This is a genomic window from Streptomyces sp. NPDC053560, assembly GCF_044544605.1.
Classification (GTDB): domain Bacteria; phylum Actinomycetota; class Actinomycetes; order Streptomycetales; family Streptomycetaceae; genus Streptomyces.
In genome coordinates this window covers 145,824-169,125 of sequence record NZ_JBITXI010000006.1, presented here as the reverse complement: position 1 = coordinate 169,125, position 23,302 = coordinate 145,824, and the positions used below count along the sequence as shown (strand labels likewise).

The window sequence follows — 23,302 nt, the reverse complement described above, 5'->3', positions numbered from 1 at the left end:
CGCTGTCGGGCGAGAGACCCCAGGGGCCGGGGGGTCCGGAGAGAACGTTCATGTGCCCGGTGGACGGACCGCCCGTCGGCGGGGCCGGGTGGCCCCGCCGGCGGACCGTCGTCCGATGCCGCCGCTGCGTACGGACGTCAGGCGCCGCATCCCATGTACGCGGCGGCGGCAACTCCTATCAGCAGTCGCGCAGTTCGGGTGACTGGTTCAGCAACTGGCCCCGTATGGAGGTGAAGCGGGCCAGACGGTCGTCCACCGCCGAGTCGAGCGGGAAGACCGCGACCCGGTGGCAGTTCTGAAACGCCAGCCGCACACCGAAATGGCGTTCAAGCGACCCGCGTATCGCGTCACTCGCCAGCGCTCGCAGCAGTTGGCCGCGCGCCTGCTCGTCGGGCGGCGGGGTCTGGTTGTCGGCGAACTGTCCGCCGTCCACCTTCAGCCGGGCCACCAGCGAGCTGATCATCTCCCATGCATAGGGCAGAGAGGTCCGGACGCAGTCGACAAATGCGGCTTCGTCGACCTCGCCTCGCTCGGCCTGTTCGAGGAGGGCCGGTGAGACGTCGAGCGACATGAGGTTCTCCTCTCGCGGCTCCATATGGGGCGGAGCCTCAGGGATAGGGCAGAGAATCGCCACGCAGCGTGTCCGCGTCACGACCCCCCGCGTCAACGGTATTCCGCCTTTCTTGACCGCACCAGGAGATTGCGCACACAACCGGCCACGGGAGTCCGCCGGAGCTGCGCCGGTTTCGGCCGCAACGTCGCGTGCGTACCGGAGCCGCCGCCTTCCGGGCCCCCGGGCGGACGGTACGGGCGAATCGCGTGCACCACCCGCCGTCGAGTAGCGTGGCGCACCATGCGTCTCGTCATCGCCCGTTGCTCCGTGGACTACGCCGGCCGGCTTACCGCCCACCTGCCCTCCGCCCCCCGTCTGATCCTGGTCAAGGCAGACGGCAGCGTCTCCATCCATGCTGACGACCGGGCCTACAAACCGCTGAACTGGATGTCCCCGCCGTGCACCCTCAAGGGTGGCGACAGCGACGTATGGACCGTGGAGAACAAGGCGGGCGAGAAGCTCATCATCACGATGGAGGAGATCATGCACGACTCCTCCCACGAACTGGGCGTGGACCCGGGGCTCATCAAGGACGGCGTGGAAGCGCACCTTCAGGAGCTGCTCGCGGACCGGATCGACACCCTCGGCGAGGGCTACTCCCTGATTCGGCGTGAATACCCCACCGCGATCGGCCCGGTGGACATCCTGTGCCGGGATGCGGACGGTGCGACCGTGGCCGTGGAGATCAAGCGGCGCGGCGAGATCGACGGTGTCGAGCAGCTGACCCGCTACCTCGAACTCCTCAACCGCGACCCGCACCTCGCCCCGGTGAAGGGCGTGTTCGCGGCGCAGGAGATCAAGCCGCAGGCCCGGGTGCTGGCCACCGACCGCGGCATCGGCTGCGTCGTCCTGGACTACGACGCGCTGCGCGGTATCGAGGACGACAAGCTGCGGCTGTTCTGAGGGCCCGGCCCCGCCCCCGTACGCATGCGACGGCCCGCCCGCGAGTGATTCGCGGGCGGGCCGTCGTGCGTCGTGACAGGGGCCGTCAGGCCGTCGGCTCGCCGGCTCCCGACGCGGTGCCGCCGGTGCCCTCGCTCATCGGGCTGCTCGCGGTCTGCGAGGGGCTCTGCGAGTCGCCGGTGGTCGGGTCGTCCGTCGGATCCGGCGTGGTCGGCTCCTCCGTCGGCGTGGGCTCCTCCGTCGGCTCGGTGGGCTCGCTCGTCGGCGGCGTGGGCTTGTGGGTCGGCGGCGTGGGCTTGTGCGTGGGCGGCGTCGGCTTGCCCGGCGAGGTCGTCGGGCCCGTGGAGCCGGAGGGCTCCTCGCCCGGCTCGGTGGTGCCCGGGGTGCCGGGCTCGCCGCTGGTGGCGGGGTCGCCGGGCCGGGTGGTGCCGGACGTCGCGGGTTCGCCGGTACGGGCGCCGTTACCGCTGTTCCAGCGGCCGGAGTCGCTGCTCGTCCCCTGGCTGGGCTCGTCGGCGGTGAGGCCGCCGTCGTCCTTGCCCTCCTCCGCCGACTGCTCGGACTTGACCTTGTCGGCGGGGCTGTCGCCTCCGGAGGTGGCGCCGAGCGTGACGATCGTGCCGAGGACGGCGGCGAGCAGGGCGCCCGCGCCGGCCGCGACCACGTTGCGGCGCGCGCCGGAGAAGACCGCCCGCTTCTTCTTCGGCGAGGCCGAGGGGGGCGAAGCGGCGGTGACGGCGGGGGTGACGACGGTCGCCGCGGTCTCGTCCACCCGCGGCACGGGCGTGGTGATCGCGGTCGGCGACCCGGGCGGCGAGGCCGACTCGTCCGTCCCGACCAGCGGCACCTCCTCGCCGGCCGCCGCCACCGCGGCCGCGGTGACCTCGGACGACACGGGCACACCGGTACGGTCGGCGACCAGGGCGAGGGCGCGCCGCCCCGCGACGGCGCCGCGCCGGTCGGCGAGCGCGCCGCGCAGCCCTATGGACGCCTCCAGTTCGGCGCGGGCCTTGTCCAGGTTGCCCAGGCAGAGCGCGAGGACGCCCAACTCATGGTGGAAGTAGGCCTCTTCGCCGACCTCGCCGGCGATCCTGGCGGCCTCCTGGCCGTGCCGGAGGCTGCGCTCCCAGGCGTTCCACTGCAGGGCGGCGGCGAAGGCGGGAGCCGCGGTACGGGCGAGCAGCACGGCGGCGCTGGCGTGCCCGGGCTCCCGGCTCGCGGTCAGCCGGGCCATCGCGGCGAGCAGCGCGTCGGCCTCGGCAGCGGCCCGCTCGGGGGCGACGGAGTGGTGTCCGGCCCACCAGGAGTAGTGCTGGGCGGCGGCGTGCGCGCGGCCGGCCGCGCCCTCGGCGTACCCGGCGGCGGTGAGCTGGTCCAGCACGGTCGCGGCGAGGCGGTGGTGGGTGCCGGCGGGGCTGATGAGCCCGCAGGCCAGCAGGTCGCCGAGGACGGCGTCGGCGTGCGGGTCCTTGAACAGCGCGGGCAGGTGGGTGGGGTGCGGGAGGTCGCCGCCGAGGGCGACGGCCAGCCGCAGCGTGTCCTGGGCCACCGGTGCCAGCCCCTCGGCGATGAGCGTGGCGAACGAGCCGGCCTGGGGGATGCCGGGCAGCGGCGGTACGTCGTCGGAGCCGGCCGGTTCACCGCCGTCCGCCGTACCGTCGGCGGGCGCCGCGGCGCGCAGCCGGTCGCGCTGCCGCAGGACGGCGCCGGCCTGCAGGAAGCGCAGCGGGAGCCCTTCGGACTCGAACCAGAGGTCGCCCGCCCAGGCGGCCTCCTCCTCGGTGAGCGGCCGGCCGGCGGCGCGCTCCAGCAGTTCCTGGCAGGCGGCGCGGCCGAGGCCGGAGACGAAGACCTCTTCGATGTGCGAGGCGGCGGAAGGCGCGGGCACGTCGGGCGTGGCCGAGAGGAGGAAGGCGCACTCGGGGGTGGCGGCCAGCAGCTCCTCCAGCGGCTCGCCGCCGAACTCCAGGTCGTCCACGATCACCACGGCGCCGATGCCGGCCAGCGCGGTGAGCAGCTCGGGGCGGCCCGGGCGGTACGTCGGCGTGCGGTGCACGGCGGCGAACAGGTCGTACATCACGTCGGTGGCCGTACGGCGGTATCCGGAGAGCCGGACAACGCCGTCGGGCGCGAGCCCTGCGCAGGCGGTGGCGACGGCGTCCAGCAGCCGTGTGCGGCCGGCGCCGGCGGGACCGGTGAGGCGTACGGAGCGGCCGCGGGTGAGCAGCCGGGTCAGCCGCTCGGTCTCCTCCTGGCGCTCCAGCAGCGGGAGCCGGTCCACGGGGTGTGCGAGGCCGCCGGGCGGCACCGGCGGCGCGCTCGTGGCCCGGGCCCTCTCGGCCCGCTCCTTGGGCGTCTGCTTCTGGGGCGTGCCGGGCTCCTCGCCCGGCGGGGTCGGCTCGATCTCGCTGCCGTCGACGGGGTTGACGGTGAGCAGGTAGTCGCCGGTGACCAGGCGGGCGGTGCGTGCCGGGCCGTCCGGCGGCACGAACTGCCGGCTTCCGGTGCCGGACGGGAGCGGGCCGGCAGGGTGCTCCTGCGCGCCGTGCTCCTCCGGCCGCCGGCCGTTGTGCGGATCCATGGAATCGAGCCCCCCAGATGCGTGGCGTGCCGAACTGCTCTCCCGGCCGTCCGCACTCCCCGACCGGGCCGGGACGGGTCGCCCCGGCCGCCGCTCCTGGTCCGGTGTCCGCCGCGGCCGTCCGGGACGCGACGAAACCGAACATTAAGCCTCGGACAGTATCTATGATGCGCCGGGGTCCTGCTCTGACCGGTACGTCACGGATTCGCGAGGATCACTGCGCTATGTACCACTTCCGCCTCTCACTTCCCGACGGCCGTACGGCTCCTCGCAGGTCACCCGGTCCTCAGACGCGGGGCAGCGACTCCGCTTCGATGCCGCCCTCGATGGCGAGAATGCGATGCAACCGTGTGGCCACCAGCAGGCGCTGCATCTGGGGCGGCACCCCGCGCAGTACGAGCCGGCGGTTCACCCGGCCCGCACGGCGGTGCGCGCCCATGATCACGCCGAGTCCGGTGGCGTCCCAGGAGTCCAGTTCGGTCAGGTCCAGGACCAGGTCACCGCGACCCGAGTCGACTGCGGTGTGCAGGGCCGTACGGGCGTCCGCCGCGCTGCGTACGTCGAGGCGGCCCCCGACGACCAGCTCGGCGTGGTCGCCCTTGATGTGCATATGCGCTCCCCGTGGTGATGCGAAATGTATTTTGCGTCTACAGAACTGACTGCCTCTCACACGACGAAGTTGCCGCCTGTAAGCGAACCGATACCGAAATCACTCGGCCGAGTGACGGCTGAACGGGTGTGGCATCGGACCGTTCCGGGAACCCCGGCGCCGCCCGCGCGCCGGGGTCCGGAGTACGGGCGTCCGGAGTCCGCGCCCGGGATTACGGGCCCGGACTCTCAGTGCTCGTAGAATCCCTGCCCGCTCTTGCGGCCGATATCGCCTGCATCCACCATGCGGCGCATGAGCTCCGGCGGCGCGAACTTCTCGTCCTGCGATTCGGTGTAGATGTTCTCGGTGGCATGCAGGAGGATGTCGACGCCCGTGAGGTCGGCGGTGGCCAGCGGGCCCATCGCATGACCGAAGCCCAGCTTGCAGGCGGTGTCGATGTCCTCGGCGGTGGCCACGCCGGACTCGTAGAGCTTGGCGGCCTCGACGACCAGCGCCGAGATGAGCCGGGTGGTGACAAAACCGGCCACATCGCGGTTGACGACGATGCAGGTCTTGCCGACCGACTCGGCGAACTCCCGCGCGGTGGCGAGCGTTTCGTCGCTGGTCTTGTAACCGCGCACCAGCTCGCACAGCTGCATCATCGGCACCGGCGAGAAGAAGTGCGCGCCCACGACCCGCTCGGGGCGGGAGGTGGCCGCCGCGATCTTGGTGATCGGGATGGCGGAGGTGTTGGAGGCCAGTACGGCGTCCTCCCGGACCAGCTTGTCCAGCGTCGAGAAGATCTCCCGCTTGATCTCGATCTTCTCGAAGACGGCCTCGACGACGATGTCGGCGTCGGCGGCCGCCTCCAGGTCGGTGGTGGTGGTGATGCGGGCCAGCGCCTGCTCGGCGGCGGCCGCGTCCAGCTTGCCCTTGGCGACGAACTTCTCGTACGACGCCTCGATGCCGCTGCGGCCGCGGGCCAGCGCGCCGTCGGTGACGTCCCGGAGGGTCACGTCCCAGCCGGCCTGGGCCGAGACCTGTGCGATGCCGGAACCCATGAGTCCGGCCCCGATGACGGCGAGCTTCCTTGCCACTGAACGACCCCTCACACGCTGTGCACTTCACGACTTCTCCCGGGCGACGTTAGCGCCCGTTCGCCTTGGTTGGGAGGTCTGATGAGTGCGTCCTGTCTCACATGACGGACATCACACCGGAACGGCCCCCGCCTCTCGCGCCGGGCACCCGGCGCCACACCGGGCCGCCGGTGGCCGCCGGCTCACTCCGGGGCGCGTACCGCGTAGTTGAGTACCCGTTCGCTCAGCAGGCCCTCCAGCTCGTCCAGCAGCGCCAGCGCCTCCCGCGACACCTCGGTCGCCCCCCGACCCGCGGTCATCTCGCGGCCGATGTGGGCCATGAGCGTCCCGTGCGCCCAGTTCAGCTGCCCCGCCACGAGGACCGGCAGCAGGTCGCCCTCCTCGGCGCCGACCTCCTCGCACAGCGTGCGCTCCAGGTGCTCGGCCGTCTCCTGCTGGATGTACCACAGCCGCGCCTTCAGGGCCGCCGAGCCGTGGATGACCCGCATGAACCGCTCGTACCCCTCGAACAGCCCCACCCGCGGCGAGACCGCCTCGACCTCCTCGCGCAGCTCGCGCAGCACCGCGGCGGCGGCCGATTCCCCGGCAGCCCGGGCTCGCACCCAGCGCGAGAGCCGGTCCACGACCCCCTTGCTGCGGTCGAAGAAGAGGTCCTCCTTGGCCGGGAAGTAGTTGTAGACGGTGTTCACGGAGACCTCGCAGGCCTCGGCGATCTCCGCGACGGTCACCGCGTCGAAACCGCGCTCCAGGAAGAGCCCGGTGGCGACGTCCGACAGGTACTGCCGGGTCTGCCGCTTCTTCCGCTCGCGCAGCCCTTCCTTCTTCGACCCCTCGCTCATGGCCCCATCCTAGGCGCGCTTGCATGGCTTGAAAATTTGGAGGCATTGCAAATTTGTGGTCACTCTGCTTTTCTTGCCGTCATGCCCGTCATCACCGCCTCCGGACTGTCCCGGACCTTCACGACCAAGCGCGGTCCCGTCGAAGCGGTCCGCTCCGTCGACCTCACCGCCGAGCGCGGCGAGATCCTCGGCCTGCTCGGCCCCAACGGCGCCGGCAAGACCACGACCCTGCGCATGCTCACCACGCTGCTGCCGCCCACGGGCGGCACCGCCACCGTCGCGGGCTGCGACCTCGCCCGGAACCCGGCGGGCGTCCGCCGACGGGTCGGCTACGTCGCCCAGTCCGGCGGCGTCGACCCGGCCGTCTCGGTACGCGAGGAGCTGGTCTCCCAGGGGCGGCTGTACCGGCTCAGCAAGGCCGAGGCCACGGCGCGCGCCGGCGAACTCGCCGCCGACCTGGGCCTGGAAGGGCTGCTGGACCGGAGGACGGCCGCGCTCTCGGGCGGCCAGCGGCGCCGACTCGACCTCGCCATGGGGCTCATCCACCGCCCCGAGGTGCTCTTCCTCGACGAGCCGACCACCGGGCTGGACCCCGGCAGCCGCGCCGACCTGTGGGACCTGGTCCGCCGCATCCGCACCGAGCACGGCACCACCGTCGTGCTGACCACCCACTACCTCGACGAGGCCGACGCGCTCGCCGACCGGCTGGTCGTCGTCGACCAGGGCGTCGTCGCCGCCGAGGGACCGCCCGCCGCGCTCAAGGAGCGGTACGCCGGATCGGCCGCCGCCTCCCTCCAGGACGCCTTTCTCGCCCTCACCGGCCGCTCGGTCACCACCGAGGACCCCGCCCCCCTCTCCGTCTGAGGAGCCCGCCCCGATGTCCGCACTGCCCTCCGACACCGCGCTGGTCTTCGGGCGCTACGCCCGCCAGACCCTGCGCTCGAAGTTCCAGATCCTCTTCGGCGCCCTGATGCCGCTGCTGTACCTGCTCTTCTTCGGCCCGCTCCTGACCGGCCTGCCGCTCGGCTCCACCGGCAGCTCCTGGCAGGTGCTGGTGCCCGGCCTGCTGCTCCAACTCGCCCTCTTCGGCGCTTCGTTCTGCGGCTTCGCGATCATCCTGGAGAAGAACACCGGGGTGCTGGAGCGCATGCGGGTGACACCGGTCAGCCGGCTCGCGCTGCTGCTCGGCCGGGTCCTGCGCGACGTCCTGCTCTTCGTCTTCCAGGCGGTACTGCTGGTCCTGGCGGCCCTCGTCATGGGCCTGCGCGCACCGCTGGGCGGCATCCTCATCGGCTTCGGCTTCGTCGCGCTGCTGGTCGTCTCGCTCGCGTCGCTCTCGTACGCGCTGGCACTGAAGGTCAGTACGCCCCAGGAGTTCGGCCCGGTCATCAATGCGCTGACCATGCCGTCGATGCTGCTCTCCGGCCTGATGCTGCCGATGGCCCTGGGCCCCGGCTGGCTGGACGCCCTCTCGCACGTCATGCCGCTGCGCTATCTGGTGGACGCGGTGCGGGACGCGTACATGGGCCACTACGCCACCGTCCCCATGCTGTACGGCGTCCTGGTCGCACTCGCCTTCGCCGCCCTCTCCGTGACGGTCGGCACACGTGTCTTCCGGCGAGCCGGGGCATAACTACGCTGGCGGGATGGTCAATCTGACGCGCATCTACACCCGTACCGGCGACCAGGGCACCACCGCCCTCGGCGACATGAGCCGGACCGCCAAAACCGATCTGCGGATCGCGGCCTACGCCGACGCCAACGAGGCCAACGCCGTCATCGGCAGCGCCATCGCCCTCGGCGACCTCCCCGAGGAGGTCGTCAAGGTCCTCGTCCGCGTCCAGAACGACCTCTTCGACGTGGGCGCCGACCTCTCGACGCCGGTCGTGGAAAACCCGGAGTTCCCGCCGCTGCGGGTCGAGCAGGCCTACATCGACAAGCTGGAGGCGGACTGCGACCACTTCCTGGAGCAGCTGGAGAAGCTCCGCAGCTTCATCCTGCCCGGCGGCACGCCCGGCGCGGCCCTGCTGCACCAGGCGTGCACGGTCGTCCGGCGCGCCGAGCGGTCCACCTGGGCAGCGCTGGAGGCGCACGGCGAGATCATGAACCCGCTCACCGCCACCTACCTCAACCGCCTCTCCGACCTGCTGTTCATCCTGGCCCGGACGGCGAACAAGGAGCTGGGCGACGTGCTGTGGGTGCCCGGCGGCGAGCGCTGACCACCACTTCGCCACATCCGGCCCACCACACGTCACCTCAGCCCGGCCGGGGGCTCGGGGGTCGCCCCCCGAAAGACACAGCATCCTGGCCCGGACGGCGAACAAGGAGCTGGGCGACGTGCTGTGGGTGCCCGGCGGCGAGCGCTGATCAGGGCTTGGACAGGGACCGGGGGCGCTCCCCCGCGCCGTCCCCGGCCCCGTCCGGCTCCGGCTCCCGCTCGCCCTTCTTCGGCTGCTTCGGCCAGATCGTGTACGTGAGGGCGATCAGACCGTGGATGCCCACGATGCGGGCCGCCGTGGCCTGCCAGGACCGCAGCGAGGCGGTGTCGCCGTCCCCCACGTACCAGACCGCGGCCTGGAGCAGCCCGGCCGCGACCGCGCCCATGACCACCGTGCGCAGCCACAGCTTCCACTCGTGCACCGCGCGCGCCCGGCCGTACCCGGCGCCCGGCGGCTTCGGGCCGCCCGCGAAGCGGTACGCGAACTGCCCGTCCGCCCACCGGATCGTGTAGTGGCCGTAGGCGACCGTGAAGCCGATGTAGACCGCGGCCAGCCCGTGTTTCCAGTCCGCCTGCGCACCGTTGCGCAGGTCGACCACCGTCGCCACGAGCAGGACCAGCTCCAGCAGCGGCTCCATCAGCAGGACCGCGGCCCCGGTGCGCGGCATCCGCGCCAGATAACGCAGCGCCAGCCCCGCGGCCAGCAGCACCCAGAACCCGACCTCGCACAGCACGACCAGCGTCACGATCACGGTTCGCTCCTCTCCCTCCCCTCCAGCCTCCGCGCCCCGCGCCCCCGATTCGTCGTCGCCCGTGACGATCCGGCACTGCATCCTTCGATGTACGCGGCGCCGGCGGCGGATCGTCGCCGATAGGGAGGCCCGGACCGGTCCGGCCGTGTTGGATGGCAGGGTGAGCCCTTTCGCCGCCCCCGGCCGCCCGCACCGCGACGATGTCCTCATCGCGGTGTCCGGCCTGCTCGGGGGCGTGCTGCTGTGGTTCCTCGGACTGCACGGCGGCCCGGTCCTGCTGCCCGTGCAGTTCGCGCCGGCCGCCCTCGCCGCGATGTCCGGCGCCGAGCTGCTGCGCCGCACCGCGCCCGGCACGGCCCTGGCCGTCGGCTCGGCCGCGATGGTCCTCGACGTGCTGAGCGGCACGGTGATCGCCACCGTGCTGATGTTCACCGACGTGATCTACGCGGCCGTCATGTACGGCACCCCGGCCGCTGCCCGCCGCATCCCCCGCGCCTGCGTCCTGGTCACCGTCCTCGCCACCCTGCTGCCCGTCGCCCTGCTCCGCGACCCGCAGGCGCTGCTCATCGGCGTCGCGGTCGGCGTCGGCACGATCGGCCCGGCCTGGACCGCGGTCATCATCCGCAGCCACCGCGAGGCCGCCCAGGCCGCCCGGCTGCGCGCCGAGCAGACCGCGCTGCTGGCCGAGCTGGACCGCCGGGAGGCCGTCCTGTCCGAGCGCGCCCGGATGGCCCGCGAGCTGCACGACATGGTCGCCAACCACCTCTCGGCCATCGCCATCCACGCCACCGCAGCGCAGGCCCTCGACGACCCCGGAGCGACCCGCGACGCGCTCGGCGTCATCCGCGAGAACAGCTTGCAGGGCCTGGCGGAGATGCGCCGCCTCATCGGCCTCCTGCGGGACGCCGGGGCCCAGGACGCACCGGCCGCCACGCCCCGGCTCGACGCCCTGGACGCCCTCCTGGAGCGCGCCCGCGGCCACGGCGCCGGCAGCGGCCTCACCTTCACCCTCGCCGACGAGCGCCCGCCCGGGGGCGCCGCGCTCGCGGCCCCGGTGGAGCTGGCCGCGTACCGGATCGTCCAGGAGTCCGTGACGAACGCGCTCAAGCACGCGGCGCCCGGCGAGGTGACCGTACGCATCGCACGCGCCGACGGCGCCCTGTCGCTCGCCGTCACCAGTCCCTACGGCCGGCGCCCCGGCCCGAGCGCGCCCGGCTCCGGCTCCGGACTGGTCGGCATGCGCGAGCGGGCCGCCCTGCTGCACGGGACGTTCGACGCGGCCCCCGACGGAGACGTATGGCGCGTACGGGCGACACTGCCCGCCGACGAGAAGGAGCACCCCCGATGACCGACCGCACCGACCGTCCGATCCGGGTCCTGGTGGCCGAGGACCAGTCGGCCGTCCGCGCGGGCCTGGTCCTCATCCTGCGCTCGGCACCCGACATCGAGGTGGCCGGGGAGGCGGCGGACGGCGAGGAGGCGGTCCGGCTGGCCGCCGCGCTCCGCCCGGACCTGGTGCTGATGGACGTCCAGATGCCCCGGCTGGACGGCGTCTCGGCCACCCGCGAGATCACCGCTCGGGGCCTGGCCGACGTCCTGGTGCTGACCACCTTCGACCTGGACGAGTACGTCTTCGGGGCGCTGCGCGCGGGCGCGGCCGGATTCCTGCTGAAGACCAGCGACGCGGCGGAGCTGCTGGCGGCGGTCCGTACGGTGGCGGCCGGTGAGGGGATCATCGCGCCCGCCGTGACCCGGCGGCTGATCGCGGAGTTCGCGGCGCCCCGCCCGGCCGCCGCCCAGGACACCGCCGTCCTCGACGTGCTCACCCCGCGAGAGCGCGAGGTGCTCGGCTGCCTGGGCGAAGGGCTGTCCAACGCGGCCGTCGCGGCCCGCCTGGACATGGCGGAGGCCACGGTGAAGACGCACGTCAGCCGGCTGCTGAACAAGCTGGAGCTGCGCAGCCGGGTGCAGGCCGCCGTGCTCGCCCAGGAACTGGGCCTCGGCCGCGAGCACGCCTGACGCGGGACCGGGCCCACGGCACCTAGCGGAAAGGCACCTACCGGAGAACACTCCCCGGAGGAGCCGCCCCCGGAAAACAGAAAACCCGGACAGTCGTCAAGCCACGTTGACTCTCTGTCCGGGTGGTGCCGCCTCCAGCCAGGCGAGGAAGCCCGTGAGCGCGTCCTCGCTCATCGCCAGCTCCAGGCGCGTGCCCCGATGCCGGCAGGCGAGGACGATGGAGTCGGAGAGCAGGGCCAGCTCCTCCTCGCCCTCCGGGCTGCGGCGCTCCAGTACCTCGATGGAGGCCCGCTCCAGGATGCGCCGTGGGCGCGGCGCATAGGAGAAGACCCGGAACCACTCGACGCGGTCACCGTTGTACCGGGCCACGCCGTAGATCCAGCCTTTGCCGCTGGGCTCACCGTCCGGCGTCGTGACGGCCGCCTCGGCGGGCACGTCCCAGCGCAGACTGCAGTCGAACGTGCCGCCGGACCGCTGGATCAGCCGCCGTCGCAGTCCGAAGACGAAGAGCCCCAGTAGTACCAGGACGACGACCGCGGCACTCACACACAGAGCGAGGACCATCTCCACCGACCTCCTCGCCTCGAATACGGTTACGCACCTGCATCGGCTCAGCCGCGGACCGCTCTGGAGAATTCCAGCGCAGCCCGCGGCTGAGGGTAAAGCTCGTCTGTGACAGGGTTCAGTGAACGCCTGCCACCGCACGCAGCCGGACATCGGCGCGGCGCTCGGCGGCCGCGTCGGCCTCCGACTTCGCCCGCTCCAAGGCCCGCTCCGCGCGCTGGACATCGATCTCGTCCGACAGCTCGGCGATCTCCGCGAGCAGAGAAAGCTTGTTGTCGGCGAACGAGATGAAGCCGCCGTGCACCGCGGCAACGACGGTGCCGTCGCCGCTCTCGCCGGTCGTACGAATCGTCACCGGACCGGACTCCAGCACGCCGAGCAGCGGCTGGTGACCGGGCATGACGCCGATGTCGCCCGACGAGGTGCGCGCGACGACCAGGCTGGCCTCGCCGGACCAGACCTGACGGTCCGCGGCGACCAACTCGACGTGCAGCTCAGCCACGATGGCTCCTCGGGTCTTCACCTGCCGGGATCAGCAGATGTCGGGTCAAATACTAGTGGGCGTCGGCGCCGGGGGCGGCCACGGCCGCCCCCGGAACCGGAAGCCGGGGTCAGGAGACGCCCAGCTCCTTGGCGTTGGCCTTGAGGTCCTCAATGCCACCGCACATGAAGAACGCCTGCTCGGGGAAGTGGTCGTACTCACCGTCGCAGATCGCGTTGAAGGCCGAGATGGACTCGTCCAGCGACACGTCCGAACCGTCGACACCGGTGAACTGCTTCGCCACGTGGGTGTTCTGCGACAGGAAGCGCTCGACACGACGGGCACGGTGGACAACGAGCTTGTCCTCCTCGCCCAGCTCGTCGATACCGAGAATCGCGATGATGTCCTGCAGGTCCTTGTACTTCTGCAGGATCGTCTTCACGCGGGAGGCGCAGTCGTAGTGCTCCTGCGTGATGTACCGCGGGTCCAGGATGCGGGACGTCGAGTCCAGCGGGTCCACCGCCGGGTAGATGCCCTTCTCCGAGATCGGACGCGACAGAACGGTCGTGGCGTCCAGGTGCGCGAAGGTGGTGGCCGGCGCCGGGTCGGTCAGGTCGTCCGCGGGGACGTAGATCGCCTGCATCGAGGTGATCGAGTGACCACGGGTCGAGGTGATGCGCTCCTGCAGGAGGCCCATCTCGTCCGCCAGGTTCGGCTGGTAACCCACCGCGGAGGGCATGCGGCCCAGCAGGGTGGACACCTCGGAACCCGCCTGGGTGTACCGGAAGATGTTGTCGATGAAGAAGAGGACGTCCTGCTTCTGGACGTCACGGAAGTACTCCGCCATCGTCAGACCGGCCAGCGCGACCCGCAGACGGGTGCCCGGGGGCTCGTCCATCTGGCCGAAGACCAGCGCGGTCTTGTCGATGACGCCGGAGTCCGTCATCTCCTCGATGAGGTCGTTGCCCTCACGGGTACGCTCACCGACGCCCGCGAACACCGACACACCGTCGTGGTTGTTGGCCACACGGTAGATCATTTCCTGGATCAGAACGGTCTTGCCGACACCGGCACCACCGAACAGACCGATCTTGCCGCCCTTGACGTACGGGGTCAGCAGGTCGATGACCTTGACGCCGGTCTCGAACATCTCGGTCTTGGACTCGAGCTGGTCGAAGGTCGGGGCCTTGCGGTGGATGGGCCAGCGCTCGGTGACCTCGGCAGCCGCCTCCGGCTTGTTGAGGATCTCGCCGAGGGTGTTGAACACCTTGCCCTTGGTGACGTCACCGACGGGGACGGTGATGCCCGTGCCCGTGTCGGTCACCGCGGCCTGGCGGACCAGACCGTCGGTGGGCTGCATCGAGATCGCGCGGACCATGCCGTCGCCCAGGTGCTGGGCGACCTCGAGGGTCAGCGTCTTCTTGACGCCGGCCTCGGCCGGGTCGTCGACCTCGACGGTCAGCGCGTTGTAGATGTCCGGCATCGCGTCGACGGGGAACTCCACGTCGACGACCGGGCCGATGACCCGCGCGACGCGGCCCGTCGCCGTGGCCGTCTCAACAGTGGTGGTCATAGTTGTCAGTCACTCCCCGCGGTCGCGTCGGCCAGTGCGCTCGCGCCACCGACGATCTCGCTGATTTCCTGGGTGATTTCGGCCTGGCGGGCCTGGTTTGCAAGCCGCGAGAGCGACTTGATGAGCTCTTCCGCGTTGTCCGTCGCCGACTTCATCGCGCGCCGGCGGGCGGCGTGCTCGGAGGCGGCGGACTGCAGCAGCGCGTTGTAGATGCGCGACTCCACGTACCGCGGCAGCAGGGCGTCCAGGACGTCCTCCGCCGACGGCTCGAAGTCGAACAGCGGCAGCAGCTCGTTCGAGGCCGCGACACCGTCCTCGTCGTCCTTCGCGTCGAGGCTGAGCGGCAGCAGCCGGTCGTCGACCGGCGTCTGCGTCATCATCGAAACGAACTCGGTGAAGACGATGTGCAGCTCGTCCACGCCGCCCTCGGCCGTGTCCTTCTGGACGGTCTCGATGAGCGGTGCGGCGACGGCCTTGGCGTCCGCGTACGTCGGGCTGTCGGTGAAGCCGGTCCACGACTCCTCGACCTTGCGCTCGCGGAAGCCGTAGTACGACACACCCTTGCGGCCGACGATGTAGGTGTCGACCTCCTTGCCCTCGCCCTTGAGCCGCTCGGTGAGCTGCTCGGCGGCCTTGATGGCGTTGGAGGAGTAGCCGCCCGCGAGACCGCGGTCGCTCGTGATGAGCAGCACCGCGGCCCGGGTCGGGTTCTCCGCCTCGGTCGTCAGGGCGTGGTTGGTGTTCGAGCCGGTAGCAACCGCCGTCACCGCGCGGGTCAGTTCACTCGCGTACGGCGTCGATGCCGCCACCTGGCGCTGCGCCTTGACGATGCGCGAGGCGGCGATCATCTCCATCGCCTTGGTGATCTTCTTGGTCGCGGTGACGGAGCGGATGCGACGCTTGTAGACCCGGAGCTGGGCTCCCATGGATCAGGTCCCTTCCGTCGTCACTTGGCGGCGCCGGCCGAAGCGTCCTCACCGAGCAGCTTGCCGTCCGAGGTCTCGAACTGCTGCTTGAAGGTGGAGACCGACTCGGTAAGGGCCTGGATGGTGTCGTCGGACATCTTGCCGCCCTCGACGATGCTGGTGAGCAGCTCCTTCTTCTCGCGGCCCATCCAGTCAAGGAGCTCGCGCTCGAAGCGGCGGATGTCCTCCACCGGGACGTCGTCCATCTTGCCGGTGGTACCGGCCCAGATGGAGACGACCTGCTCCTCGACGGGCATCGGCTGGTACTGACCCTGCTTGAGCAGCTCGGTCATGCGCTGACCACGGGCGAGCTGGGCCTTGGAGGCCGCGTCCAGGTCGGAACCGAAGGCGGCGAACGCCTCCAGCTCACGGAACTGGGCGAGGTCCACACGGAGGCGGCCGGAGACCTGCTTCATGGCCTTGTGCTGGGCGGAGCCACCGACTCGGGAGACGGAGATACCGACGTTCAGCGCCGGGCGCTGGCCCGCGTTGAACAGGTCGGACTCCAGGAAGCACTGGCCGTCGGTGATGGAGATGACGTTGGTCGGAATGAACGCCGACACGTCGTTCGCCTTGGTCTCGACGATCGGCAGACCGGTCATCGAGCCGGCGCCCATGTCGTCCGACAGCTTCGCGCAACGCTCCAGCAGACGCGAGTGCAGGTAGAAGACGTCGCCCGGGTAGGCCTCACGGCCCGGCGGACGGCGCAGCAGCAGCGACACGGCACGGTAGGCGTCGGCCTGCTTCGACAGGTCGTCGAAGATGATCAGGACGTGCTTGCCCTCGTACATCCAGTGCTGGCCGATGGCGCTGCCGGTGTAGGGGGCGAGGTACTTGAAGCCCGCCGGGTCGGACGCCGGAGCCGCGACGATCGTCGTGTACTCCAGGGCGCCGGCCTCCTCCAGGGCACCGCGCACGGACGCGATGGTGGAGCCCTTCTGGCCGACCGCGACGTAGATGCAGCGGACCTGCTTCTTCGGGTCGCCCGAGCGCCAGTTGTCGCGCTGGTTGATGATGGTGTCGACGGCCAGCGCGGTCTTGCCGGTCTGGCGGTCGCCGATGATCAGCTGACGCTGACCGCGGCCGATCGGCACCATCGAGTCGACGGCCTTGTAGCCGGTCTGCATCGGCTCGTGGACCGACTTACGGACCATGACGCCCGGAGCCTGCAGCTCCAGGGCGCGGCGGCCCTCGGACTCGATCTCGCCGAGGCCGTCGATCGGGTTGCCCAGCGGGTCGACGACGCGGCCGAGGTAGCCCTCGCCCACGGCGACCGAGAGCACCTCACCGGTGCGCTGCACCGGCTGGCCCTCCTCGATACCGCTGAACTCGCCGAGGACGACCGCACCGATCTCGCGCTCTTCGAGGTTCAGCGCGAGGCCGAGGGTGCCGTCCTCGAACTTCAGCAGTTCGTTCGCCATCGCCGAGGGAAGTCCCTCGACCTTCGCGATGCCGTCACCGGCCTCGCTGACCGTCCCGACCTCCTCGCGCGAGGCCGCGTCCGGCTTGTACGCCTGGACAAAGTTCTCCAGCGCGTCCCGGATCTCCTCCGGCCGGATCGTGAGCTCCGCCATCTGGGTTCCCTGCTCTCCTTGTTGGGCCCGAAGTCTTGTTGCGGGGTATGGGGCTCCCCCGCCGCAGGCAGAGGGCGGGTTCGCCCCCTGTTGCTGTCCCTGCGTTACGGCCCAACTCGGGCCGCTGCTCATGCTGTTGAGTTGGTTGGCTGTTTCAGCCGGCCATCCGCCGGGTCGCCTCGTCCAGGCGCTCGGAGATGGTCCCGTTGATGACCTCGTCACCGATGCGCACCTGCACGCCGCCGAGGACCTCGGGGTCCACGTCGAGGTTCAGGTGGACCCGCCGGCCGTACAGCGACGCGAGGGCAGCGCCCAGGCGCTGCTTCTGGCTCTCGCTGATCGGCACCGCGGAGGTGACCACCGCGACCAGCCGGTCCCGGCGGTGCGCGGCCAGCTTGGACAGGGCGTCCAGCCCCGCCTCCAGGCTACGGCCCCGCGGCTGTGCGACGAGTCGCACGACCAGGCGCTCGGTGACCGGGTTCGCCCGGCCGCCCAGCAGCGAGCGGATCAGCTCGGCCTTGGCCGAGGAGTCCGCCCGGCGGTCGGTCAGTGCGGAGCGCAGCTCGGCCGAGGAGGACACGATCCGGCCGAACCGGAACAGCTCGTCCTCCACGTCGTCGAGCGCCCCGGCCCGCTGCGCGGCGACGAGGTCGGCACTGAACGCCAGCTCCTCGATGCCGTCCACCAGGTCGCGCGACCGCGACCAGCGGGAGCGGACCATGCCGGAGACCAGATCGACGGTCTCGCCGCCGACCTGGCTGCCCAGCAGGCGCCCGGCCAGCTCGGCCTTCGCCTCGCCGGCCTGCGCCGGGTCGGTGAGGACCCGACGCAGCGACACCTCGCGGTCGAGCAGCGCGGTGACGGCAGCCAGCTCCTCGGCGAGCTTCGCCGCGTCGACGGAGGCGTTGTCCGTCAGTGCGTCGAGACGCTCGCGTGCGGAGGCCAGTGCCTCGCGGCTCGCTCCATTCATCGGCCGGCCTCGGCCTTCGCCGTGTCGGTCGCCGCCTTGGCCTCGAGCTCGTCGAGGAAGCGGTCGATGGTGCGGCTCTGCCGGGCGTGGTCCTCGAGGGACTCACCGACGAGCTTGCCGGCCAGGTCGGTGGCGAGCTTGCCCACGTCCTGACGCAGCGTGTGTGCGGCCTGCTTCCGGTCCGCCTCGATCTGGGCGTGGCCGGCGGCGATGATCTCCTCACGCTGCCGCTGGCCTTCCGCGCGCATCTCGGCGATGAGCGCGGCACCCTGCTCCTGCGCCTCCTGGCGCAGACGAGCGGCCTCGTGGCGGGCGTCGGCGAGCTGGGCCCGGTAGTCCTCCAGGACCTGCTGGGCCTCGGCCTGGGCGGCCTCCGCCTTCTCCATGCCACCTTCGATCGCCGCGCGGCGCTCGTCCAGAACCTTGTTGATGTTCGGGAGGAGCTTCTTGGCGAGGAAGCCGAAGACGATGAAGAAGGCGATCAGGCCGATGACAAGCTCTGGGATCGGCGGGATGAGGGGGTTCTGCGGAACCTCTACCTCACTCGCCAGGCTGACCAGGGTCACGTCAATGCCTTCCGTCTATAAGGGTCGTCGTAGTGCTTCGGCTTACTTGTAAACGAAGCCCATGACGATGCCGATGAGGGCGAGCGCCTCACAGAAGGCGAAACCCATGATCTGGTTGGTGCGGATCAGGCCGGCGGCCTCGGGCTGGCGGGCCAGGGCCTGGGTGCCGTTACCGAAGATGATGCCGACGCCGACGCCGGGGCCGATGGCGGCCAGGCCGTAACCGATCGCGCTGGCGCTGCCGGTGAACGCGTCGGCGGAGGCAAGGGTCTGGAGAGCGGACATGCCGGTTCTTCCTTCTCTTTCAAGGACCGATGGGGGTTGGCCACCGGACGTCTGGTGTGTATCGGGGAGGCGGGGTGCTCAGTGGTGCTCGGCGAGCGCGCCCTGGACGTAGTTGCAGGCCAGCAGCACGAAGACGTACGCCTGGACGGCCTGGATGAACAGCTCGAAGGCGGTCATCACAAGGGTCATCACGAAGGACGCGCCCGCGTAGACGAAGCCGACGCCGTTCGCGAGGTAGAAGCTGGCGATGGTGAACATCACGATCAGCATGTGGCCCGCGAACATGTTCGCGAAGAGCCGGACCGCGTGGGTGAAGGGCCGGATGATCAGGTTCGAGAAGAACTCGATGACCATCAGCAGCGGCAGGACCCAGCCGAGCGACTTGTCGTAGCCCGTGAAGTTCTTGAGGGCGCCGACGAAACCGTGCTTCTTGAAGGTCAGAGTCACCCAGAGCAGCCAGACCATCAGGGCCAGGCCGGCGGGGAACGCGATGACCGAGGTCACCGGGAACTGGGCGACCGGAATGATCGACCAGATGTTCATGACCCATACGAAGAAGAACAGCGCGACCATGAAGGGGACGTACTTGTCGCCCTCCTTCTTGCCGAGCGCGTCGTACACGAGCCCGCGGCGCACGAAGTCGTAGCCGGCCTCCGCGATCATCTGCAGCTTGCCCGGCACGACCTTGGCCCGGCCGAAAGCAGCCCAGAAGAACCACACCACGACGACGGTGCTGACCAGGGCCAGCAGCATCGGCTTGTTGAAGTTGAAGCTGCCGATCGAGAAGAGCGGGTCGAAGACGAACGAGTGCAGGCCGGGAGCCTCGAAGCCACACCCTGGAATGAAGAGGTGGCACTCGGTGTTAAAGGCGAGCGTATTCATGTCAGCACTCACCGCGAGCTCCTTCAGCGTGGCGCATAGGTACGGCAACCTCGTTGTGTCGGCGCGGCGTTGATCCGCGGAACGGCACTGGACTGGTCTTACGGATTTGGGGGCGGCACATCGGCACTGGGCCGGTTCGCATCACAGGCGGGGGCCGCAGGATTCGTACTTCCTGCCCCGGGGGACTCGGGAGCCGCGCCGCCTGCGCCAACTGTGCCGCAGATGGCACCGGACGATAGCAGGCTCTCACGGCTGCGTTTATCCCGGCCCTACGTCTCACGGCGTGGACCCCGCCGTTTCCGCGCGCTTGGCTTCCGCGGCTTCGGGGTCGACGTAGAGAATCTTCGCCTTCATGTAGCCGCGGGCCTGTGCGGCGATCCACACGAGGGTCGAGGCGAGCAGGGTGAACGCGAAGGCCTTCGTATCAAAAAGAGACGTGTCCTTGAACGCGAGCAGGAAGACCCCGACGAACAGGATCTGCACCGCGTACAGCAGCAGCCCCATCATCTGGAACAGCGCGGGGTATTTCTTCGCGGTCTGCTGGAGGACGACGAGGCTGATGCCCATCACGAAGAGCACCAGCGCCACACCGAACACGGCACCGATCGCGCCCTTACCGCCGGCGACCAGCGCACTGACGACGACGGCGAGAGCGCCGACGACAAGCGTGGGTACGAGGGCACGAAGAAACAGGCGAGCGTCATGTGACTGCATGGCGGCGCTCCGGCGGGGTGGGGGCGGGTGTGCTCGCGGACGAGCGTAGACCCGGTCCGACGGTGGTCGGCCGAGCCGAGCGGCCCGATCGATTCGGGACTTACGGCTCTATCACCGGGTCTCGTGAACGGTATCACAAACTATTTGATGAGGTCTTTACCTACTTCGTGTGCTACCTGTCACACGTGAGCAGTACTCCGCGCGTTGGTGCACTGACGGCCGCCATTTTGTGTGCTATGAGCACGGAATGGTCCGATTTTCAGTGTGGCGAACATAATCTCGAACTCGTTCCGAAGAAGTTTCCGGAACCTCTCGTTCAGTGCCGGCTGCCGACCCGGCGCCAGTCCTGGAAACGGGACCGGTCGCCGATCGCGGTGGCGCCGTTGATCCCGGCCGGTACCGCTTCCCGCGGCTCCTCCCCCGGCTCCGCGTCCGCGGAACCGGCTTCCGGAGCCGTGCCCTCCGCGTCGGTCGCGACGGCCCGGCGCCGGTACCGCGGGGGCACCATCCGCTCCGCCCAGCGCGGCGCCCGCGGCGTGAACCGCGGCAGCAGCAGGAGGCCCAGGCCGACCGCGCTCAGGGCGACGATGCCCAGGACGATCCAGACGCTGGCGTTGTTGACCGAGTACGCCACCGCGCCGAACGCGATCAGCGCCGACCAGAAGTACATGATCAGCACCGCGCGGCTGTGCGAGTGCCCGATCTCCAGCAGCCGGTGATGCAGGTGGCCGCGGTCGGCGGTGAACGGCGACTGGCCGTTCCAGGTCCGCCGGACGATCGCCAGGACCAGGTCGGCGAAGGGCACCGCGATGATGGTCAGCGGCAGCAGCAGCGGGATGTAGACGGGCACCATCGTGTGCACCGCGGCCCGCTCCGAACCGGCGAACAGCTGCATGGCGTCCGGGTCCACCTGGCCCGTGACGGAGATCGCGCCCGCCGCCAGCACCAGCCCGATCAGCATCGAGCCCGAGTCGCCCATGAAGATCCGCGCCGGGTGCATGTTGTGCGGCAGGAAGCCCAGGCACATGCCCATCAGGATCGCCGCGAAGAGCGAAGCGGGCGCCGCCGCCTCCAGGCCGTAGCCGTACCAGATGCGGTACGCGTACATGAAGAACGCCGCGGCCGCGATGCACACCATGCCGGAGGCGAGGCCGTCCAGGCCGTCGACGAAGTTCACCGCGTTGATGGTGATCACGACCAGCGCGACGGTGAGCAGCGTGCCCTGCATGGGGGTCAGCGAGACCGTGCCGACGCCGGGCACCGGGATCCACAGGATGGTCAGCCCCTGGAGGACCATCACGCCCGCGGCGATCATCTGCCCGCCGAGCTTGATGAGCGCGTCCACGCCCCACTTGTCGTCCAGGACGCCGAGGATCCAGATCAGCGCGGCGCCCGAGAGGAGCGCACGCGGCTCGTTGGAGAACTCGAAGACACTCTTGATGTTCGTGAAGTGGGCGGAGACGAGCAGACCCGCGCACAGACCGCCGAACATCGCGATGCCGCCGAGCCGCGGCGTCGGTTCGCGGTGCACGTCGCGGGCGCGGATCTCCGGCATCGCGCCGGCCGCGATCGCGAATTTCCGTACCGGCCCGGTCAGCAGGTAAGTGACCGCGGCCGTGACGCACAGCGTCAGCAGGTATTCACGCACGGGCTGCCCCATTGGTATCGCTGGCCATCACAGCCACACACCATATGCGTGTCCGCCCCTCAGCCGTGAATGTAGGTAACGACGTTCCTCGCGCGCGAACGGTTCCCCGATTCAGGCCTGTGGGGGATATGGCGGGAAGTTCCGGACCAGTTCCGTGGTCCCCGCACGGACCGTGCCGTCGTCCCGCAGCGCCGCTCCGATCAGTGCCCCGATGCGTGTCATCTCTGCTTCCCCCATCCCCTGAGTGGAAACGGCGGCGGTGCCCAGCCGGATGCCGGTCCTGCGCGTCGCGGCGTCCGCCGGACCGGGCAGCGCGCAGGTGTCCAGGACGATGCCGGCCGCGGCCAGCCGCCCGCGCGCCGTCCGGGCATCCAGCCCCAGCGGCGCGGTGTCCGCGGTGATCAGGTGGGTGTCGGTGCCGCCGGTGGTCACCGTCAGCCCCTCGGCCTGCAGCGCCGCGGCGAGCGTCCGCGCGTTGCCCGTCACCCGATGGGCGTACTCCGCGAACGCCGGCGTCGACGCCTCCCCGAAGGCGACCGCCTTCGCCGCGACCGTGTGCATCTGCGCACCGCCCTGGGTGAACGGGAACACCGCCCGGTCGATCCGCTCGGCCAGCTCGGCGCCGCACAGGATCATGCCGCCGCGCGGGCCGCGCAGGACCTTGTGGGTGGTCGCGCACACCACGTCGGCGTACGGCACCGGGTTCGGCGCCGCTCCCCCGGCCACCAGCCCGATGGGGTGCGCGGCGTCCGCGATGAGGTACGCGCCCACCTCGTCGGCGATCTCCCGGAAGGCCGCGTAGTCGATGTGGCGCGGATAGGAGATCGAGCCGCAGACGATGGCCTTGGGGCGGCGCCGCACCGCCAGCTCCCGGATGGCGGCGTAGTCCAGCAGCCCGGTGTCGGGGTCCACGCCGTACCCGGCGAAGTCGAACCAGCGGCCGGAGAAGTTGGCGGCCGAGCCGTGCGTCAGATGGCCGCCGTGCGGCAGCGCCATGGCCAGCACGCTGTCCCCGGGGCGCAGCAGGGCTGCATAGGCGGCCAGCACGGCCGAAGAGCCGCTGTGGGACTGCACGTTGGCGTGTTCGGCGCCGAAGAGGGTCTTGGCGCGCTCCACCGCCGTCCGCTCGGCGAAGTCCACCAGCTCGCAGCCGCCGTGGTGGCGGGCGCCGGGGTAGCCCTCGGCGTACTTGTTGGCGAGCGGGGAGCCGAGCGCGGCGAGCACGGCGGGCGAGGTGAAGTTCTCCGCGGCGATCAGCTGGAGGCCCGACGCCTGCCGGGCGCTCTCGCCGAGCAGCGCGTCGGCGATCTGCGGGTCCTGGGCGCGCAGCTGGTCGAAGCCGGGTCCGCCCCAGGGCGCCGCGGCCGTGCTCCCGGGCGGCCGGGCGTCGCTCTGCTGCCGGACCGGCCGGGCATGCGGGGTGGCGCTGCGGGTGGACGCGGGAGTCGCTGACATCGCTCGCTCCGGGC

Annotated in this window: 24 protein-coding genes; 6 read left to right on the top strand and 18 right to left on the bottom strand. The window is 70.8% G+C overall.

Annotated features, from left to right (window positions below; translation table 11 throughout):
- Positions 1-178 precede the first annotated feature (178 nt).
- On the bottom strand, positions 179-571 hold the full coding sequence (locus ACIGQF_RS16220; RefSeq protein ID WP_361555703.1) for an SCO5389 family protein: 393 nt from the start codon (positions 569-571) through the stop codon (positions 179-181).
- A gap of 282 nt (positions 572-853) precedes the next feature.
- Between ACIGQF_RS16220 and nucS the strand changes: the two genes are divergently transcribed.
- Complete coding sequence (gene nucS, locus ACIGQF_RS16215; RefSeq protein ID WP_361555700.1) at positions 854-1,516, top strand: endonuclease NucS; 663 nt, start codon at positions 854-856, stop codon at positions 1,514-1,516.
- Positions 1,517-1,601: 85 nt separating this feature from the next.
- Here nucS and ACIGQF_RS16210 read toward each other — a convergent pair whose 3' ends face one another.
- The 4 genes from ACIGQF_RS16210 to ACIGQF_RS16195 form a co-directional block, all read right to left on the bottom strand.
- Positions 1,602-4,097, bottom strand: a complete 2,496-nt coding sequence (locus ACIGQF_RS16210; protein ID WP_399710425.1) for an ATP-binding protein — start codon at positions 4,095-4,097, stop codon at positions 1,602-1,604.
- Between the two features lie 286 nt (positions 4,098-4,383).
- Complete coding sequence (locus ACIGQF_RS16205; protein WP_052865117.1) at positions 4,384-4,707, bottom strand: STAS domain-containing protein; 324 nt, start codon at positions 4,705-4,707, stop codon at positions 4,384-4,386.
- 227 nt (positions 4,708-4,934) lie between these two features.
- Positions 4,935-5,783 carry a 3-hydroxyacyl-CoA dehydrogenase family protein gene (locus ACIGQF_RS16200; protein WP_399710423.1) on the bottom strand — a complete coding sequence of 283 codons (849 nt, stop codon included), beginning with the start codon at positions 5,781-5,783 and terminating at the stop codon, positions 4,935-4,937.
- A 182-nt stretch (positions 5,784-5,965) separates the two neighbouring features.
- Positions 5,966-6,622: a TetR/AcrR family transcriptional regulator gene (locus ACIGQF_RS16195; protein WP_399710421.1), complete on the bottom strand. Its 657-nt coding sequence runs from the start codon at positions 6,620-6,622 to the stop codon at positions 5,966-5,968.
- 81 nt (positions 6,623-6,703) lie between these two features.
- On the opposite strand from ACIGQF_RS16195, the gene ACIGQF_RS16190 reads away from it, so the two are divergent.
- Genes ACIGQF_RS16190 through ACIGQF_RS16180 form a run of 3 tightly spaced genes read left to right on the top strand, consistent with a single transcriptional unit; the run spans position 6,704 to position 8,841 of the window.
- Positions 6,704-7,486, top strand: a complete 783-nt coding sequence (locus tag ACIGQF_RS16190; protein WP_399710419.1) for an ABC transporter ATP-binding protein — start codon at positions 6,704-6,706, stop codon at positions 7,484-7,486.
- 13 nt (positions 7,487-7,499) lie between these two features.
- Positions 7,500-8,255, top strand: coding sequence for an ABC transporter permease (locus tag ACIGQF_RS16185; protein WP_399710417.1), 756 nt, complete (start codon positions 7,500-7,502; stop codon positions 8,253-8,255).
- A 13-nt stretch (positions 8,256-8,268) separates the two neighbouring features.
- Positions 8,269-8,841 (top strand): cob(I)yrinic acid a,c-diamide adenosyltransferase, encoded by a 573-nt coding sequence (locus ACIGQF_RS16180; protein WP_399710415.1) that lies wholly within the window; start codon positions 8,269-8,271, stop codon positions 8,839-8,841.
- Between the two features lie 148 nt (positions 8,842-8,989).
- On the opposite strand, the gene ACIGQF_RS16175 is transcribed toward ACIGQF_RS16180, so the two are convergent.
- The gene (locus ACIGQF_RS16175; protein ID WP_399710413.1) at positions 8,990-9,592 is read right to left on the bottom strand and encodes a hypothetical protein; all 603 of its coding nucleotides are present in this window, start codon (positions 9,590-9,592) and stop codon (positions 8,990-8,992) included.
- Between the two features lie 160 nt (positions 9,593-9,752).
- Between ACIGQF_RS16175 and ACIGQF_RS16170 the strand changes: the two genes are divergently transcribed.
- Both ACIGQF_RS16170 and ACIGQF_RS16165 read left to right on the top strand, forming a co-directional pair.
- The gene (locus ACIGQF_RS16170) at positions 9,753-10,940 is read left to right on the top strand and encodes a sensor histidine kinase (protein ID WP_399710411.1); all 1,188 of its coding nucleotides are present in this window, start codon (positions 9,753-9,755) and stop codon (positions 10,938-10,940) included.
- Positions 10,937-11,611: a response regulator gene (locus ACIGQF_RS16165; protein WP_399710409.1), complete on the top strand. Its 675-nt coding sequence runs from the start codon at positions 10,937-10,939 to the stop codon at positions 11,609-11,611. Before ACIGQF_RS16170 ends, ACIGQF_RS16165 begins: the two co-directional genes overlap by 4 nt.
- 96 nt (positions 11,612-11,707) lie before the next feature.
- Here the strand turns inward: ACIGQF_RS16165 and ACIGQF_RS16160 are convergent, their stop codons facing one another.
- The 12 genes from ACIGQF_RS16160 to glyA form a co-directional block, all read right to left on the bottom strand.
- Positions 11,708-12,175, bottom strand: a complete 468-nt coding sequence (locus ACIGQF_RS16160) for a DUF2550 domain-containing protein (protein ID WP_399710407.1) — start codon at positions 12,173-12,175, stop codon at positions 11,708-11,710.
- Positions 12,176-12,293: 118 nt separating this feature from the next.
- Positions 12,294-12,677, bottom strand: a complete 384-nt coding sequence (locus tag ACIGQF_RS16155; protein WP_030258514.1) for a F0F1 ATP synthase subunit epsilon — start codon at positions 12,675-12,677, stop codon at positions 12,294-12,296.
- Between the two features lie 109 nt (positions 12,678-12,786).
- The gene (atpD, locus tag ACIGQF_RS16150; protein WP_361555665.1) at positions 12,787-14,229 is read right to left on the bottom strand and encodes a F0F1 ATP synthase subunit beta; all 1,443 of its coding nucleotides are present in this window, start codon (positions 14,227-14,229) and stop codon (positions 12,787-12,789) included.
- A gap of 5 nt (positions 14,230-14,234) precedes the next feature.
- Positions 14,235-15,155, bottom strand: a complete 921-nt coding sequence (locus tag ACIGQF_RS16145; RefSeq protein WP_399710403.1) for a F0F1 ATP synthase subunit gamma — start codon at positions 15,153-15,155, stop codon at positions 14,235-14,237.
- A 20-nt stretch (positions 15,156-15,175) separates the two neighbouring features.
- A complete protein-coding gene (gene atpA, locus ACIGQF_RS16140; RefSeq protein ID WP_399710401.1) occupies positions 15,176-16,768 on the bottom strand; it encodes a F0F1 ATP synthase subunit alpha in 1,593 nt (530 codons plus the stop codon).
- A 154-nt stretch (positions 16,769-16,922) separates the two neighbouring features.
- Positions 16,923-17,738, bottom strand: coding sequence for a F0F1 ATP synthase subunit delta (locus tag ACIGQF_RS16135; RefSeq protein WP_399710399.1), 816 nt, complete (start codon positions 17,736-17,738; stop codon positions 16,923-16,925).
- Positions 17,735-18,298, bottom strand: coding sequence for a F0F1 ATP synthase subunit B (locus ACIGQF_RS16130; protein WP_399710963.1), 564 nt, complete (start codon positions 18,296-18,298; stop codon positions 17,735-17,737). The genes ACIGQF_RS16135 and ACIGQF_RS16130 overlap by 4 nt, the downstream gene beginning before the upstream one ends.
- A gap of 48 nt (positions 18,299-18,346) precedes the next feature.
- Complete coding sequence (gene atpE, locus ACIGQF_RS16125; protein WP_143940224.1) at positions 18,347-18,589, bottom strand: ATP synthase F0 subunit C; 243 nt, start codon at positions 18,587-18,589, stop codon at positions 18,347-18,349.
- 78 nt (positions 18,590-18,667) lie between these two features.
- Positions 18,668-19,471, bottom strand: coding sequence for a F0F1 ATP synthase subunit A (atpB, locus tag ACIGQF_RS16120; RefSeq protein ID WP_399710961.1), 804 nt, complete (start codon positions 19,469-19,471; stop codon positions 18,668-18,670).
- A gap of 276 nt (positions 19,472-19,747) precedes the next feature.
- Positions 19,748-20,185, bottom strand: a complete 438-nt coding sequence (locus ACIGQF_RS16115; RefSeq protein WP_362208658.1) for a hypothetical protein — start codon at positions 20,183-20,185, stop codon at positions 19,748-19,750.
- A gap of 316 nt (positions 20,186-20,501) precedes the next feature.
- A complete protein-coding gene (locus ACIGQF_RS16110) occupies positions 20,502-21,845 on the bottom strand; it encodes an MraY family glycosyltransferase (RefSeq protein ID WP_399710396.1) in 1,344 nt (447 codons plus the stop codon).
- Between the two features lie 99 nt (positions 21,846-21,944).
- Positions 21,945-23,288 (bottom strand): serine hydroxymethyltransferase, encoded by a 1,344-nt coding sequence (gene glyA, locus ACIGQF_RS16105; RefSeq protein WP_399710394.1) that lies wholly within the window; start codon positions 23,286-23,288, stop codon positions 21,945-21,947.
- Between the last annotated feature and the right edge of the window lie 14 nt (positions 23,289-23,302).